13 protein-coding genes, 1 tRNA gene and 2 pseudogenes are annotated in these 15,320 nt (G+C 70.9%); 9 read left to right on the top strand and 7 right to left on the bottom strand.

The window, feature by feature from the left end:
* Positions 1 to 60: 60 nt before the first annotated feature.
* The 3 genes from ACPEH2_RS12025 (at position 61) to ACPEH2_RS12015 (ending at position 2,816) form a co-directional block, all read left to right on the top strand.
* Positions 61 to 136: transfer RNA gene (locus ACPEH2_RS12025), tRNA-Thr, on the top strand.
* 17 nt (positions 137 to 153) lie between these two features.
* Positions 154 to 543 carry a hypothetical protein gene (locus tag ACPEH2_RS12020; protein WP_311860057.1) on the top strand — a complete coding sequence of 130 codons (390 nt, stop codon included), beginning with the start codon at positions 154 to 156 and terminating at the stop codon, positions 541 to 543.
* Positions 544 to 581: 38 nt separating this feature from the next.
* Positions 582 to 2,816 (top strand): MMPL family transporter, encoded by a 2,235-nt coding sequence (locus tag ACPEH2_RS12015; RefSeq protein WP_423718811.1) that lies wholly within the window; start codon positions 582 to 584, stop codon positions 2,814 to 2,816.
* A 9-nt stretch (positions 2,817 to 2,825) separates the two neighbouring features.
* Here the strand turns inward: ACPEH2_RS12015 and ACPEH2_RS12010 are convergent, their stop codons facing one another.
* On the bottom strand, positions 2,826 to 3,218 hold the full coding sequence (locus tag ACPEH2_RS12010; protein WP_423718810.1) for a DUF3054 domain-containing protein: 393 nt from the start codon (positions 3,216 to 3,218) through the stop codon (positions 2,826 to 2,828).
* Between the two features lie 71 nt (positions 3,219 to 3,289).
* On the opposite strand from ACPEH2_RS12010, the gene ACPEH2_RS12005 reads away from it, so the two are divergent.
* The 5 genes from ACPEH2_RS12005 to ACPEH2_RS11985 all read left to right on the top strand — a co-directional run bounded on the left by ACPEH2_RS12005 (position 3,290) and on the right by ACPEH2_RS11985 (position 8,662).
* Positions 3,290 to 3,889 carry an isochorismatase family protein gene (locus ACPEH2_RS12005; RefSeq protein ID WP_423718809.1) on the top strand — a complete coding sequence of 200 codons (600 nt, stop codon included), beginning with the start codon at positions 3,290 to 3,292 and terminating at the stop codon, positions 3,887 to 3,889.
* The gene (locus tag ACPEH2_RS12000; RefSeq protein WP_423718808.1) at positions 3,886 to 4,572 is read left to right on the top strand and encodes a DUF2510 domain-containing protein; all 687 of its coding nucleotides are present in this window, start codon (positions 3,886 to 3,888) and stop codon (positions 4,570 to 4,572) included. The genes ACPEH2_RS12005 and ACPEH2_RS12000 overlap by 4 nt, the downstream gene beginning before the upstream one ends.
* Before the next feature lie 74 nt (positions 4,573 to 4,646).
* The gene (locus ACPEH2_RS11995; protein WP_423718807.1) at positions 4,647 to 5,834 is read left to right on the top strand and encodes a glycosyltransferase; all 1,188 of its coding nucleotides are present in this window, start codon (positions 4,647 to 4,649) and stop codon (positions 5,832 to 5,834) included.
* Positions 5,835 to 5,909: 75 nt separating this feature from the next.
* A complete protein-coding gene (locus ACPEH2_RS11990; protein WP_423718806.1) occupies positions 5,910 to 7,721 on the top strand; it encodes a glycoside hydrolase family 15 protein in 1,812 nt (603 codons plus the stop codon).
* A 44-nt stretch (positions 7,722 to 7,765) separates the two neighbouring features.
* Positions 7,766 to 8,662 (top strand): SDR family oxidoreductase, encoded by an 897-nt coding sequence (locus ACPEH2_RS11985; protein WP_217530926.1) that lies wholly within the window; start codon positions 7,766 to 7,768, stop codon positions 8,660 to 8,662.
* A gap of 36 nt (positions 8,663 to 8,698) precedes the next feature.
* On the opposite strand, the pseudogene ACPEH2_RS11980 reads toward ACPEH2_RS11985, so the two are convergent.
* Positions 8,699 to 9,027 (bottom strand): annotated as a pseudogene (locus ACPEH2_RS11980) (tripartite tricarboxylate transporter permease); the annotation flags it as partial.
* Between ACPEH2_RS11980 and ACPEH2_RS11975 the strand changes: the two are divergent.
* Positions 9,020 to 9,179, top strand: a pseudogene (locus ACPEH2_RS11975) (carbohydrate ABC transporter permease); the annotation flags it as partial. The pseudogenes ACPEH2_RS11980 and ACPEH2_RS11975 overlap by 8 nt on opposite strands.
* A 176-nt stretch (positions 9,180 to 9,355) precedes the next feature.
* Here ACPEH2_RS11975 and ACPEH2_RS11970 read toward each other — a convergent pair.
* Genes ACPEH2_RS11970 through ACPEH2_RS11950 form a run of 5 tightly spaced genes read right to left on the bottom strand, consistent with a single transcriptional unit; the run spans position 9,356 to position 15,320 of the window.
* Positions 9,356 to 11,596 carry a glycoside hydrolase family 3 N-terminal domain-containing protein gene (locus ACPEH2_RS11970; protein WP_423718805.1) on the bottom strand — a complete coding sequence of 747 codons (2,241 nt, stop codon included), beginning with the start codon at positions 11,594 to 11,596 and terminating at the stop codon, positions 9,356 to 9,358.
* A complete protein-coding gene (locus ACPEH2_RS11965; protein ID WP_423718804.1) occupies positions 11,593 to 12,612 on the bottom strand; it encodes an ABC transporter permease in 1,020 nt (339 codons plus the stop codon). The genes ACPEH2_RS11970 and ACPEH2_RS11965 overlap by 4 nt, the downstream gene beginning before the upstream one ends.
* A 1-nt stretch (position 12,613) precedes the next feature.
* On the bottom strand, positions 12,614 to 13,693 hold the full coding sequence (locus ACPEH2_RS11960) for an ABC transporter permease (RefSeq protein WP_359919410.1): 1,080 nt from the start codon (positions 13,691 to 13,693) through the stop codon (positions 12,614 to 12,616).
* Positions 13,690 to 14,499: an ABC transporter ATP-binding protein gene (locus ACPEH2_RS11955; RefSeq protein WP_359919409.1), complete on the bottom strand. Its 810-nt coding sequence runs from the start codon at positions 14,497 to 14,499 to the stop codon at positions 13,690 to 13,692. Before ACPEH2_RS11955 ends, ACPEH2_RS11960 begins: the two co-directional genes overlap by 4 nt.
* On the bottom strand, positions 14,496 to 15,320 hold the full coding sequence (locus tag ACPEH2_RS11950) for an ABC transporter ATP-binding protein (protein ID WP_359919407.1): 825 nt from the start codon (positions 15,318 to 15,320) through the stop codon (positions 14,496 to 14,498). The genes ACPEH2_RS11955 and ACPEH2_RS11950 overlap by 4 nt, the downstream gene beginning before the upstream one ends.

Below are 15,320 nucleotides of genomic sequence, written 5' to 3'. Positions count from 1 at the left end.
TTCGCACCATCCCCTCGGACCCTGTAGGATCGATGATCGTGCAACGCGCGAGCGAAGCGCGCCACCTTAGCTCAGACGGCAGAGCGATTCACTCGTAATGAATAGGTCAAGGGTTCGATTCCCTTAGGTGGCTCCAGAACAGAGGACACACGGGTGACACAGGCCCTCGATGCGATTCTCGAGATCTTCTCGTGGGTGGGCTTCGGGGCTGCGGTCGTCTTCGGGATCGCCGCCCTCGTCGTGTGGGCGTCCGACGGCAGTTGGCTCCCCGCGGACGCGTACCTCGACGAGGACGGTCGCACCCTGCGGTGGCTCGACGACGCCGGCGAGGTGAACGCCGCAGAGCTGTCTGCTCACGACCGCGATCACCTCGGGGCAGGCGGCACGGCGCGCATCTGGTATCGCCACGGCTGGCGCGATCGCATGCGGTTCACGAGGCGTCCGCCCGTCCTGCGACTGCTGGTGGGGCTGGCGGTCGGCGGCGGTGCGCTGGGCGTCGTGACGGTGCTCGCCTCGGTGATCGTCTTCTTCCTGCGATCCTGAGATTGTTGCAAAAGCGTATATCTAGATAAGCTAGGTATATGTCCTCCGCATCGACATCCTCACGCTGGCTGCGCATCGCGCTTCCACTCGTCCTCGTGGTCATCTGGCTCGCCGGGGGATCCATCGGCGGGCCCTACTTCGGCAAGGTCGAGGAGGTCTCGACGAACGATCAGTCGAGCTTCCTGCCGCAGAGCGCCGAGTCGACGCAGGTGCAGGAGCGCCTCGACGACTTCCTCGGCGGCGACGCGATCCCGGCGCTCGTCGTCTTCGAGGGCACCGGCAGTCTCGACGCCGCCGACCTCGAGGGCGTGCAGACCGTCGCCGACGAGATCGGTGCACTCGAGGGCGTCCTCGAGGTCTCGCCCGCCATCCCGTCCGAGGACGGCGAGGCGGCGCAGGTGGTGGTCTCCATCGACGCCTCGGCGGAGGTCACCGACATCGTCGGCGAGGTGCGCGAACTCGTCGCGGCGGACGCTCCCGACTCCCTGCGGGCGTGGGTCACGGGTCCGGCCGGCTTCACCGCCGACCTCGCGACCGGCTTCACCGGCATCGACGGCCTGCTGCTGCTCGTCGCACTCGGCGCCGTGTTCGTCATCCTCGTGGTCGTCTACCGGTCGCCGCTGCTGCCGATCCTCGTGCTGCTGACCTCGGTGTTCGCGCTCTGCGTCGCCCTCCTGAGCGTGTGGTGGCTCGCGAAGGCGGGGATCGTCGTCCTCAACGGTCAGGTCCAGGGCATCCTCTTCATCCTCGTCATCGGCGCCGCGACCGACTACGCCCTGCTCTACGTCGCGCGCTTCCGGGAGGCGATCGGGGAGGGCCGCCGGAGGTGGGATGCCGCGACCGCCGCCTGGAAGGGCTCGATCGAACCCATCCTCGCCTCGGGCGGCACGGTCATCGCGGGCCTCCTCTGCCTGCTCCTGAGCGACCTCGCGAGCAACCGTGCCCTCGGCCCCATCGCCTCGATCGGCATCGCGTTCGCGATGCTGTCGGCGCTGACCTTCCTGCCCGCGCTCCTCGCGCTCGTCGGGCGCGCGGCGTTCTGGCCGTTCATCCCGAAGACCGGCATGGCGGAGCTCCCCGCCGACCTGACGCAGCCCACCCGCGGGCTGTGGGCGAAGCTCGCACGGTTCGTCGCGCGCCGCGCGCGGGTCGTCTGGATCCTCTCGACGGTCGTGCTGCTGGCGGCATCCGTCGGTGTCACCCAGCTGAAGGCGGACGGCGTCCCCGCCAGCGAACTCGTGCTGGGGGAGTCCCCAGCGCGGGACGGCGGGGTCGTGCTCGCCGAGCACTTCGCGGCGGGGTCGGGCAGCCCGCTCTACGTCATCGTGTCCGAGGGCGACGCCCCCGAGGCGGCCGAGCTCGTCGCCGGTCAGGACGGGGTCGACTCCGTCGGTGTGGTGGCCGCTGACACGCCCTCGGGGCAGGCCGCCGTCAGCGTCGAGGGCGGCGAACTCGTCCTGGCGCCGCAGGGTCCTCCCGGGACGCCGGCCCCCGAGCCGACTGTGGACGGCGGCGACGTCATGCTCGTGGCCACCCTCTCGGACGCGGCGGACTCGCTCGAGGCGGAACAGACGGTGCGCGAGCTGCGAGCCTCCCTCGCCGACGCGCCGTTCGAGGGCATCGTCGGCGGAACCACCGCCGTCGACCTCGACACCAACGACACCTCGATCCGCGACCGGACGGTGATCATCCCCGTCATCCTCGTCGTCGTGCTGCTGATCCTCATGCTGCTGCTGCGCTCGGTGCTCGCGCCGGTGCTGCTGATCCTCAGCGTCATCGTGTCGTTCGCGGCGGCGCTGGGCGTGAGCGCGCTCGTCTTCAACGACGTGTTCGGGTTCCCGGGCGGCGATCCCGCGGTGCCGCTCTACGGCTTCGTCTTCCTCGTCGCCCTCGGCATCGACTACAACATCTTCCTCATGTCGCGCGTGCGCGAGGAGTCGCTGGTCCACGGGACGCGCCGCGGCATCCTCCGCGGACTCGTCGCGACGGGCGGGGTGATCACCTCAGCGGGTCTGGTCCTGGCGGCGACGTTCGCGGCGCTCGGCGTGATCCAGATCCTGTTCCTCGTCCAGCTCGCCTTCATCGTCGCCTTCGGCGTGCTGCTCGACACGTTCATCGTGCGCTCGCTGCTCGTGCCGGCCCTCGCGTACGACATCGGCCGGAAGATCTGGTGGCCCTCGAAGCTGTCCCGTGTCGATGCGGGCGACGCTTCGGCGGATGCCGCACCCGAGGAGATGACGCGCGCCGAGTACCGCCGCACGCTCGACGCGTGAGGGGCGCCGTCAGTCGGCCGAGCGGCGGCGGGCGACGAGCGCGGCGACGAGCCGCCATCCCACCAGCAACAGGAGCAGAACGGATGCGGCGACGATGACGAAGGCGACCTGCACGCCCTGACCGGAGAGGGCGCGCAGGATCATGCCGCCGACGACGGTGACCGCCCACACCGGGATGCCGGTGCGCACCACCGCGAGCGGGGCGCGCCAGGCGAGGGCCACCAGCCAGCCGGCCACGAGTGCGGCGACGAAGGGCCCCGCCGTCGTCGCGAGACCGGTGAACGGCACCTCGGAGTGGCTGGCCCGTCCGATCGCGGCGAAGACCGTGACCAGTACGACGTCGAGGCCGAGGGCGGCCAGGATGCCTGCGGTCGAGCGGCGGTCGCGGACGGGGACGGTCATACCGCCAGCGTAGCCGCGCCGCCCGCGACACGGAGATGACCGCCGGCCCCGCGCCGTCGTACCCTCGTCACATGACCCGAGCGCTGTTCATCGTCGATGTGCAGAACGATTTCACCGAGGGCGGGGCCCTGGGCGTCGACGGAGGGGATGCGGTCGCCGCAGCCATCACGTCGCACCTGAGAGCACACGCCGCCGACTACGACCTCATCGTCGCCTCGCGCGACTGGCACGACGGCGACGGCGACAACGGCGGGCACTTCGCCGCCGAGCCCGACTTCGTCGACTCGTGGCCCGTGCACTGCGTCGCGGGCACCCCGGGCGCGGACTACGACCCCGGCCTCGACACGAGCGCGGTCACGCACCACGTCAAGAAGGGGCAGGGCCAGCCCGCCTACTCGCTGTTCGAAGGGGTGACGGATGCCGGTGAGACGGTCGCCGACCTGCTGACGGCGCACGGCGTGGTCGACGTCGACGTCACCGGGATCGCGACGGATCACTGCGTCCGGGCATCCGCCCTCGACGCGATCGCGCACGATCGACGGGTCCGCATCCTCACCGACCTCATCGCCGGCGTCGCGCCCGCCCCCAGCGAAGCCGCGCTCGCCGAGCTCGCGCACGCCGGTGCCGAGCTCGCCTCGTCGACGGGCGGCCGGGACGAGAGCGGCCGGTGAGCCGCCAGGCGCCCGCGGGCTGGTACCCCGACCCGGGCGAGCCGGATCAGCTGCGATGGTGGGACGGCACCGAGTGGGCGACCGACACGGTCGCCCCGCGCACGCCCGTCGCGGTCGACGACCCGGAACCCGCCGCTGCCCCGGCTCCCGCGCCGGCGCCCGCCCCCACGTCTCCTCCCAACCCCGCCCCGGCGCCCACTCCCGCCCCGGCACCCGGCGCCGCGCGCGCCGGCACCATCTGGATCTGGGCGGCGATCGCGGCATCCGTCCTGCCGCTCTACACGGGGGCGTTCCTCGACGGGGAGGCGGTCGCGCGCCTGTTCGGTGAGGCGTCCGCGGCGCTGACGCCGGCGGGGTGGATCGTCGCCGGCCTCAGCCTGCTGGTCGTCGTCGATCTCGTCCTCGTCGCCCTCGCGGTGCTGTTCGCGCGCCTCGACCATCGCGCGCTGCGGCGTCGCGGCATCCCGTCACCCTTCGGCTGGGGCTGGGCGGCGCTCGCCTTCGTCGCCACCCTCGGCGTCTACGTCGCCGGTCGTACGTTCGTCGTGCACCGCGAGACGGGGCGCGGGCTCGCTCCGTTCTGGGGCTGGCTCGTCGCGACCGCCGTCGGCCTGGTCGTCTTCGCCGTCTGGATCACCCTGTTCTCGGACGCGGCGTGGGAGGCGGTCACCACCGCACGGTGACCCCTGCGGCGATCTTCACGCGATGGTCATCTGCGGTTCATCGCGCCGGCGCGGCCCCGCCTCAGCATGGGGGGATGACCGGTCACCGCGTGCTCTCGCTGTACGAAGGCCTCTTCTCGGGTGGCGCCCGCGTGCTCCACACGAACGTCGTGACGTCGCTCCACCAGGACGGTTCGCACGAGCATGCCGTGCTGTCGATCGCGTCGCGCGCCCGGCGCGAGGGCGCCGTGCAGCACGTCGCCGACGACCCGCGGTACCGGTGGCTGCGCGACGCCGGTGTCGACGTCACCGATCTGGGGCGCGAGGCCGGCGCCCTGCCGCCCGAACCCGAGAGCTTCACCGACGCGGAGCTCGAGGTCGCCGCCGCGGCCGTCCGGCGCGCCGACGTGATCCTCACCCTCAAGGAGCAGCCGCTCGGCCTCCTCCTCGCCCTCGAGTCCCGCGGCCTCCTCCCCGACGTGCCGATCGCCGCGTGCCTGCACCGCTCTGACCCGACGCACTCGGGCGCCGCGGCGCGCTGGATGGGGGAGCTGGCGGCATCCGGTCGGCTCACCACGACCATCTCGTGCGCGGAATCCACGAGCGACGCCTACGCGCGCTACACGCCGCCGTCCGTCGAGCGCGTCGTGATCCCGAACGGGATCGACCTGACGCGGTACCGTCCCAAGCCGTACGAGCGGATGCCGCTGCGCGCCCACCTCGGGATCGCCCCGACCGCGCCGGTCGTCCTGTTCGCGGCGCGTTTCGACGCGATGAAGGACCCCGGGCTGTTCCTGCGGGCGGTCGCCGCGCACGCGGCGCGCGACACCCGCACGCAGTACGTCCTGTGCGGCGCCGGCATGACGGTCGACGACCCCGCGCTCACCGCTGCGATCGCCGAGGCGGGTGCTCCCGTCGAGCGGATCCATCGTCTCGGCATCCGCGACGACATGCCGCGCCTGTACCGCGGGGCCGACATCGTGGCCCTCACGAGCGCGTTCGGCGAGGCGTCGCCGCTCTGCCTCATCGAGGGAGCGGCGAGCGGGGCGACCCCGGTGACGACGGCGGTCGGCGACGCCGCGCAGGTCGTCGCGGGCATCGGACTCGTCACGCCGCACGACCCCGACGCGATCGCCGCTGCCTGGGCGAAGGTCATCGCCCGCCGGCCGGACTACCGCGCCGCGGCCCTCGCCGCCCGCCCTCGAGTGGGCGCGGATCGCATGCTGGACGCCTACCGCGGGGTCATCGACGGACTGGCCGAACGTCGCGAGGCGGCTGCCTGACCCGACGCCGTCACACATCGTCGGCGGGGTGTCAACCGGCATCCGCTCGGTCGGCGCCCCGGGAAGACTCGGGTCATGCCCCCTCACGACGACGCCGCTCCCGGTCAGGATCTGCGCAGCTACGCGCCGATCGGTGACGGCCGCACGGTCGCGCTCATCGGGCTGCGCGGTCAGATCGATTGGATGCCGCTGCCCGGCATCGACGACCTGCCGATCTTCGGGCGACTGCTCGACGACGACGCCGGTGGGTGCATCGAGCTCGAACCGGTGGAGGAGTACGACGTCCGCCGCCGCTACCTGCCGCGGACCAACGTCCTCGTGACGACCTTCCGTACCGCGTCGGGGACGGCGACCGTGACCGACGCGCTCGTGACGGGTGTGGCGGGGCGGCTGCCGTGGGCGGAGCTCGCCCGCCGCGTCGACGGGGTGGAGGGTGTGGTGGCGTTCCGCTGGCGCGTCCAGCCCGGCACGTCGCTGAAGACGGCAGCGCCGTGGCACGACCGGGCGAACGGCCGCAGCATCCTGCGTTCGGGACTCACGACGATCGGCGTGACCGGCCGCGACCACGGGCCGGAACCCGCGGCATCCGCCGACGGCATCGCGACGGGACTCGCGGGCGGCTTCACGGCCACGAAGGGCGGCCGGCACCTGCTCATCGTCGTCGGCACGCATGACGAGCCGATCCACTTCCCGGACCCCGACAACGTCGACCGCGGCATCGACCGCACCATCGAGGCCTGGCGCGCCTGGTCGCGCGAGTTCTCGTACGACGGTCCGTGGGCGACCGACGTGCAGCGGAGCGCGCTCATGCTGAAGCTCCTCATCCACAGCCCGACCGGTGCGATCGCGGCGGCCGCGACGACGTCGCTCCCCGAGAACCTCGCCGGGGGCAAGAACTGGGATTACCGACTCGCCTGGGTGCGCGACCTCGCGTACACGCTCGACGCCCTCGTCGGGTTCGGGCTGCGCGAAGAGACGCACGCCGCCATCTCGTGGCTGCTGCGGACGATCCGCCGGCACGGGCCGGAGCTGCACGTCATGTACACCCTCGACGGCGAGCTCGACGGCCACGTCACCGAGTACGACGTGCCCGGGTGGCGCGGGATCGGCCCGGTTGTGACCGGAAACCCCGCCCGCGAGCAGGTGCAGCTGGGCGTCTACGGCGACCTGTTCGCGATCTGCCGGGCCTACGTCGAGGCGGGGAACGCCCTCGACGTCCAGACCGGACGCATGCTGTCGATGTACGCCGACAAGGTGTGCGATTCGTGGCGGAACCCCGACTCGGGCATGTGGGAGCTGCCCGAGGAGCGGCACTACGTCTCGTCGAAGATGGGATGCTGGCAGGCGCTCAACGACGCAGTGCGGCTCGCCGAGCTCGAGCAGATCCCGGGCAGCAGCGAGCGGTGGGCGGCCGAGGCGGAGCTCGTGCGTGACTGGGTCGACGAGCACGGCTGGTCGGAGTCCCGCGGCGCGTATGTCATGGCCCAGGGCAGCCGCGACCTCGACGCCTCCGTCCTGCTGCATTCGCTGAGCGGCTTCGACCGCGGTGAGCGGATGTCGCGCACGATCGACGCGCTCTCGGGAGAGCTCGGCGAGGGGCCGCACCTCTTCCGCTACACGGGCATGCGCGAGGAGGAGGCGACCTTCGTCGCGTGCGGCTTCTGGCGCGCCGCCGCGCTCGTGTGCGTCGGCCGCCACGACGAAGGCATCGCCGCGATGAACGAGCTCGTCGCCTCGGGCAACGACGTCGGCATGTTCGCCGAGATGATCGACCCCGACGACGGCGCGTTCCTCGGCAACCTGCCGCAGGCGCTCAGCCACCTGGCGCTCATCCGCGCAGCCCTGACGATCCGCGAGCTGGTCGGCGACGACGCCGACGGCCGCTGACCCTCACCGACCGCACCACGACCACCACGAAGAAGGAGAGCACGATGGCACGCGACCAGTACACGTTCACGAACCCGGTGGAGCTCTACTCCGAGATCGAACCCCGCAAGGGCCACCAGGAGGAGCCCGGCCTCGACGCCGACCTCGCTCCGCAGGCCGACCTCGGCGAGGACACCTACCGCGGCACCGGCCGGCTGACGGGGCGCAAGGCCCTCATCACCGGCGGCGACTCGGGCATCGGTGCGGCGACGGCGATCGCGTTCGCGCGCGAGGGTGCCGACGTCGCCCTGTCGTACCTGCCCGAAGAGGAGGAGGACGCGCAGCGGATCGCCGGCATTCTCCGCGAGGCCGGCGCGACCGTCCTCACCCTGCCGGGCGACCTGAAGGACAAGGAGTACTGCGTCGGCCTCGTCGCGCAGACGGTCGAGGGCCTCGGCGGTCTCGACATCCTCGTCAACAACGGCGGCAAGCAGATCTACAGCGAGGACATCACCGAGCTTCCCGACGAGCAGTTCGACCACACGTTCACGACCAACGTCGATGCGATGTTCTGGATCACGAAGGCGGCGGTGCCCCACCTCCCCGCGGGATCGACGATCATCAACACGACCTCGATCCAGGCGTACTCGCCGTCCGAGACGCTCGTCGACTACGCCTCGACGAAGGCGACGATCAACGCGTTCACGAAGGCGCTCGCCCAGCAGCTCGCGCCCAAGGGCATCCGCGTCAACGCGGTCGCTCCGGGACCGATCTGGACGCCGCTGCAGGTGACGGACGGGCAGCCGCCCGAGAAGCTCGAGCAGTTCGGCGAGGACACCCCGCTCGGACGCATGGGACAGCCCGCGGAGCTCGCCCCGGCGTACGTGTTCCTGGCGTCGCCGGAGTCGAGCTACGTGCTCGGCGAGACCCTCAACGTCAACGGCGGGATGCCGACGCCCTGACGATCACATGACGAAGGCCCCGCCGCATCTAGCGCCGAGCGGGAAGTCGAGCGCCCGCAGGAGGAAGCCGAGGATGCCGATGCCGAGCAGCATCACGAGGTCGAAGGTCGAGCCCGACGTGGCGTAGATCCCGAGTCCGCAGAAGACCGTGATGCCGGCGTACAGGTGGCGAGCATGATCGCGGCGGTCGCCGAGATCGGCAGGCCGAGCGCCAACAGGGCGCCCATCGCCGTCCCGGTGGTCGAGTTGCCGGCGGCCTCGGGGGCGGCGAGGCCGCGGATCGCGCCCTTGCCGAACATCGGGTTCTTCCGCCGCTTGTCCAGGCGCTTCTCGAGGCCGTAGGCGAGGAAGGTCGGGATCTCGCTGTCGCTCTACTCGGTCGGGGTCGAACGGCACGTACTACGGGCTGCTGATGGCGGGGTCGGTCCTCGTCGTCACGCCGATCCTGCTGCTGTTCCTGTTCCTGTTCCTGCAGCGCTACTTCGTGCAGGGCATCGCGATGACGGGGTTGACGTAGGTCGCCCGGCGGCGCCGGGGTGCGATCGGCTCGTCGTAACGGCGGCGATCCGCGTTCCAGCGGTTGAACCGACGCCGAATGTCCGCTGGAGCGCAGATTCCCGCTGAAGCGCGGGGCACGGGACGCGAGCGAGGGGCGGGTGACACCACGCACCCGCCCCTCGCTGTTCCGTCGTGTCAGCGGATCTCGAACGAGACCGCCCGCAGCACCTCGTCGCGGGACGACGGCCCGATGAGGAGTTCGAACTCCCCGGGTTCCACGATGCGGCGGCCGGCCGCATCCACGATCGTGCAGTCGGACGCCGGCAGCTCGATCTCCACCGTCGCCGCAGCCCCCGGGGCGAGGTCGACGTGGCGGTACGTCTTCAGCTCCTTGTCGGCCCAGCTGACCGAGGTCACGGTGTCGCGCACGTAGACCTGGACGACCTCGTGCCCGGGGCGCGTGCCCGTGTTGCGGACGGTCACGCGGGCGCGGACGGTGTCCCCGGCGGAGACCACGGGCGTCAAGATCTCGGGCTCGTCGTACTCGACGGCCGTGTACGAGAGGCCGTCGCCGAACGCGAACGCCGGTTCCTGGGTGAGGTCGGCGTAGCGGTCGCCGTGCTGGCCGCGGATCTGGTTGTAGTACGTCGGCTGCTGGCCGGCGTGACGGGCGAACGAGATCGGCAGGCGTCCGGCGGGTTCGATCTCGCCGAGCAGCAACTCGGCGATCGCGCGACCGCCCTGCATGCCGGGGTTCGCGACCCAGACGACGGATGCCTCGCGCACCGACGCCGGCAGGATGAGCGGCTTCGACGCCATGAGCACGACGACGAGCGGCGTGCCCGTCGCCGCGAGGGCGTCGAGGAGTGCGCGCTGCCCGCCGATGAGCTCGAGGGTCGCGGTCGACCGGCCCTCGCCGACGAGCTCGATCCGGTCGCCGACGACGGCGACGACGACGTCGGAGCGCTCGGCGAGGGCGACCGCCTCGGCGATCCGCTCCTCGTCGGGGTCGCTCGGGACGACGATGGGCGGGCGCGGCTGCCCGTCGGGGAACGTGCCGGCGGGGTCGTCGGTCAGGCGCAGGATGTCGGCGCCCCGCGCGTACTCGACCGCCCCGCCCGAGCGCTCGCGCAGCCCGTCGAGGACCGTCGTGATCTGGGCACGCGGGTGGCCGTCCGGCATCCAATCGACCTGTCCGGAGGACCCGGCCCAGTCGCCCAGCTGGGTCTGCGCGTCGTCGGCGAGGGGGCCGACGACGGCGATCCGGCGGGTGCCGGCGGCCAGCGGCAGGGTGCCGTCGTTGCGCAGCAGCACGAGCGAGCGGCGGGTCACTTCGAGGTTGAGGTCGGTGTGGGCGCTGCGGGCGACGATCGCGGCGATGCGCTCGCGGTCGGGCAGGCGGGGGTTCTCGAACAGACCGAAGCGGAACTTGAGCGACAGGATGCGCGCGACGGCCTGATCGATGTGGGCCTCGGTCAGCATCCCGCGTTCGACGGCCTCGAGCGCGCCGGAGAAGAACCCCGGCGTGGTCATGACCATGTCGTTGCCGGCCTTCACGGCGGCGGCCGCAGCGTGGACGAAGTCGGGCTGCACCTTCTGCTCCCACACCATGCGGCCGACGTTGTCCCAGTCGGTGATGAGGGTGCCGGTGTAGCCCCACTCGCCGCGGAGGACGTCGCTCAGCAGCCAGTCGTTGACGGTGATCGGCACGCCGTCGGTGGTCTGGTAGCCGAGCATGAAGGTGCGGCATCCCTCCTTCGCGACGCGTTCGAACGGCGGCAGGAACCACGAGCGCAGCTTGCGGCGCGAGATGTCGGCCTCGCTCGCGTCGCGCCCGCCCTGGGTCTCGGAGTACCCGGCGAAGTGCTTCGCCGTCGCGAGGATCGCGTCGGGGTCGTCGAGGCCGTCGCCCTGGTACCCGCGCACCATCGCCGAGGCGAGTTCGCCGATGAGGAACGGGTCCTCGCCGAACGTCTCGTTCACACGGCCCCAGCGCAGGTCGCGCGCGATGCAGAGGACGGGCGAGAAGGTCCAGTGGATGCCGGTGGCCGCCACCTCCGCGGCGGTCGCCTTCGCGACCTGCTCGACGAGCTCGGCGTCCCACGTCGAGGCCATCCCGAGCTGGGTCGGGAAGATGGTCGCCCCTTCCCAGAAGGAGTGCCCGTGGATGCAATCCTCGGCCACCAGCAGCGGGATGCGCAGGCGTGTCTGCGCCGTGAGCTCGGCGGCGCGGAGCACCTTCTCGGGCGACGTGTGCAGGATCGAGCCGGCGTGGCGTTCGTGCACGATGTGCTCGAGGTCCTCGCGGGCGTCGAACTGCATCATCTGGCCGACCTTCTCGGGGAGCGTCATGCGCCCGAGCAGGTCGGCGACCCGCTCCTCGACCGTCCGTGCGGGGTCGAGGTAGGGGGCGGTGGGCAGGTCGACGACGGTCATGCGGTGCTGTCCTTCGAGGTGGTGCGGTGCGTCGAGGCGGGTGCGCGGACGACCGTGACGGCGTCGTTGACGTCGAGCCCCTTCTTCTTCATGGCGCGGGCGCGCTCGCCCGCCGAGCGCAGACGGGGGTTCACGTACTCGTCGATGCCGAAGTTGATGAGCGACAGCGCGACGCCGATCGCGGCGATGCACAGGCCCGGAGGCAGGTACCACCACCACTGGTTCTGCCGGAACGCACCCTGCGCGCTGGCCCAGTTGAGGATCGTGCCCCAGTTGTAGGTGTTGACCGGGATGACGCCGATGTACGAGAGCGTCGTGAGGCCGAGGATCGCGGCGGTCACGGTGCCGACGAAGCTCGCGGCGATGAGAGCCATGAGGTTCGGGAGCATCTCGACGGCGATGATGCGGCGCAGCGGCTCGCCGTTCGCTCGGGCGGCCTGGATGAAGTCGCGGTTGCGGAGCGACATCGTCTGCGCGCGCAGGACGCGGGCGCCCCACGCCCAGCCGGTGATCCCGAGGACCGCGGCGATGAGGACGAGCGGCGGCTCCTCGAACATCGACGCCACGATGATGATGAGCGGCAGACCCGGGATGACGAGGAATACGTTCGTCAGGGCAGACAGCCCCTCGCTCTTCCAGCCGCGGACGTAGCCCGACACCACGCCGACCACGATCGCGATGATCGTCGCGATGATGGCGGCGAGGAAGCCGACGACGATGACGCCGCGGGTGCCGTGGATGACCTGGCTGAGGACGTCCTCGCCGATGTGGGTTGTGCCGAGCCAGTGCGCGGCGGACGGCGGCTGGAACCGGGCCGTGTTGTCGACCTGGGTGGGCGGGTACGGCGCGAGGACGTCGGCGAAGATCGCGATGAGGACGAAGAAGCCGAGGATCGCGAGACCCGTGATCGACTTCGCGTTGCGGAACATCGCGAACGCCGACCCCAGGCGGGCCCAGAACGTGTTGGGCGTCGGGTCCTCGGTACGGGCCATCCGGATGGTGGCGGTCGTGGTCATGTCAGGCCTCCGTCTGGCGGGTGCGCGGGTCGAGGAACGCGTAGGCGACGTCGGCGAGGATGTTCGCGACGAGCACCGAGAGCGTGATCACGAGGAAGACGCCCTGCATGAGCGCGTAGTCCTTCGCGTTGGTGGCGTCCAGCAGCAGCTTGCCGACGCCGGGGTAGCTGAAGACCATCTCCATGACGATCGTGCCGCCGACGATGAAGCCGATCGACAGCGCGAAGCTCTGGATCTGGGGCAGCACTGCGTTGCGCGCGGCGTACCGCCAGAGGACGCGCGAGTTCGGCATCCCCTTGGCCTGCGCGACCGTGATGTAGTCCTCGTCGAGGACCGTGAGCATCATGTTGCGCATGCCGAGCATCCAGCCGCCGAGAGAGGCGATGATGATGGTCACGGCGGGCAGGGTGCCGTGGTGGATCACCTGTCCGATGAACTCGGGGGTGAACTCGGGCGAGTAGCCGACGCCGTAGGCCTTGCCGATCGGGAACCACTTGAGGTTCACCGAGAAGAGCGCGATGGCGAGCAGGCCCAGCCAGAAGTACGGGATGGTGCTGAGGAACGTCGTGATCGGGATCATTACCTCGGCGCGGCTGCCGCGACGCCAGCCGATGATGGCGCCGCCGATCGTGCCGATGAGGAACGAGACGATCGTGGCGAAGCCGACGAGACCGACGGTCCACGGCAGGGACTGGCTGATGACCTCGGTGACGGGGCGCAGGCCGTGCAGCAGCGAGACGCCGAGGTCGCCGCGCAGCATGAGGCCCCAGTAGTCGAGGTACTGCTGCCACAGGGACTTGTCGGTGTCGATGCCGAGCAGGGCGCGCAGGGCGTCGGCCGCTTCGGGGGTGACGTTGCGGTTGCGGGCGAGGTACTGGTCGACCGCGTCGCCCTTCATGAACCGGGGCAGGAAGAAGTTGATCGTGATCGCGGCCCACAGCGTGAACAGGTAGAACAGCGCGCGACTGCCGAGGAAGCGCCACGGGATGCGGGAGCGTCCCTTGACGGCGGTCGTGGCGGTCGTGCCGACCTCGAGCGCGTCGGACGTCTCGACGGGCAGCTGGGGTTCGACGGCGGTCATCGGGCACCTCCGGAGAAGCCGGGAGTCGACGCGAAGTGGCTCTCGGGGTCGGGCGAGGCAGCGCGGAGCTCCTGCGTGTAGGGGTTCTGCGGGCGCAGGATGACGTCGTCCGCGGTGCCGCTCTCGACGACGCGGCCCTGGTTGAGGACGAGGATCTCGTCGCTGAAGTGCCGCGCGGTCGCGAGGTCGTGCGTGATGTAGAGCACGCCGAGGCCCTCTTCGCGCTGCAGGTCGGCGAGGAGGTTCAGCACGCCCATGCGGATCGAGACGTCGAGCATCGAGACGGGCTCGTCGGCGACGAGCAGGCGGGGGCGGGATGCCAGGGCCCGGGCGATCGCGACGCGTTGCCGCTGTCCGCCCGACAGCTCGTGCGGGCGGCGGTCGATGACCGAGTCGGGGTCGAGTCGCACGCGCTCGAGCAGGCGGCGCACCTCGTCCTCGACCTCGCGCTTCGGGACCACGTTGTCCAGGCGCAGCGGGCGCTCGACGTGGTGACGGATGGAGTGGTACGGGTTCAGCGAGGCGAACGGGTCCTGGAACACCATGCGCAGCTGCTGCCGGTACGCGCGCAGACCCTTGCCTCGGCGGGGGATGGGGGCGCCGTCGAGGCGGACCTCGCCGCTCGTGGGCGTCTCGAGCTGCGTGAGGATCTTGGCGATCGTCGACTTACCGCTGCCGGACTGGCCGACGAGGCCGATCGTCTGACCGGACGTCAGGGTGAACGACACGTCGTCGAGGGCCTTCATCTGGCCGGCTCCACGGACCTGGTACACCTTCGTGACGCCGTCGAATTCGAGTGTGGTCATCGGACGACGACCCCCCTTTCACCAGTGAGGCGCGGGAACGAGGACAGCAGGGTGCGGGTGTACTCGTGCTGCGGGTTGCGCCAGATGCGCTCGGCGGTGTCGATCTCGACGATCTCGCCCTCGCGCATGATGGCGATGCGGTCGCTGATCTCCAGGAGCAGCGGCAGGTCGTGCGTGATGAAGATGACGGAGAAGCCGAACTCGTGGCGCAGCTGCGAGATCTGCTTGAGGATCTCGCGCTGGACGAGGACGTCGAGCGCGGTCGTCGGCTCGTCCATGACCATCAGCTGCGGCCGGAGCGCGAGCGCCATCGCGATCATGACGCGCTGGCGCATGCCGCCGGAGAGTTCGTGGGGGAAGGAGCGGCGGCGGGCGGCGCCGACCTTGACGATCTCGAGGAGCTCGTCCACGGCTTCGCGCCGCGCGGCGCGGTTCATGTCGGGGCGGTGCACCTCGAAGACGTCGGCGAGCTGGGAGCCGATCGTCGCGACGGGGTTGAGGGCGTTCATCGCGCCCTGGAAGACCATGGAGATCTTGTCCCAGCGGAAGCGGCGCATCTGCTCGGCGTCGAGCGAGTTGACGTCGATGTCCTCGCCGGACACGTCGCGGAAGGTGACGAACCCGCTCGAGATGACGGCGGGCGCCTTGAGCAGGCGCTGCACACCGTAGGCGAGGGTCGTCTTGCCGCATCCGCTCTCGCCTGCGAGGCCGAGGATCTCGCCGCGGCGCAGGTCGAGGCTGACGTTCTTGACGGCTTCGACCGGGGGGTCGACGTCGTAGACGACGGAGAAGTCGTCGACGGACAGTAACGAATCGCGCAT

The organism is Microbacterium sp. NPDC064942 (genome assembly GCF_049545525.1).
Taxonomy (GTDB): domain Bacteria; phylum Actinomycetota; class Actinomycetes; order Actinomycetales; family Microbacteriaceae; genus Microbacterium; species Microbacterium gawkjiense.
The sequence above is the reverse complement of the archived record's forward strand: the minus strand, read 5'-3'. Positions and strand labels throughout refer to the sequence as shown.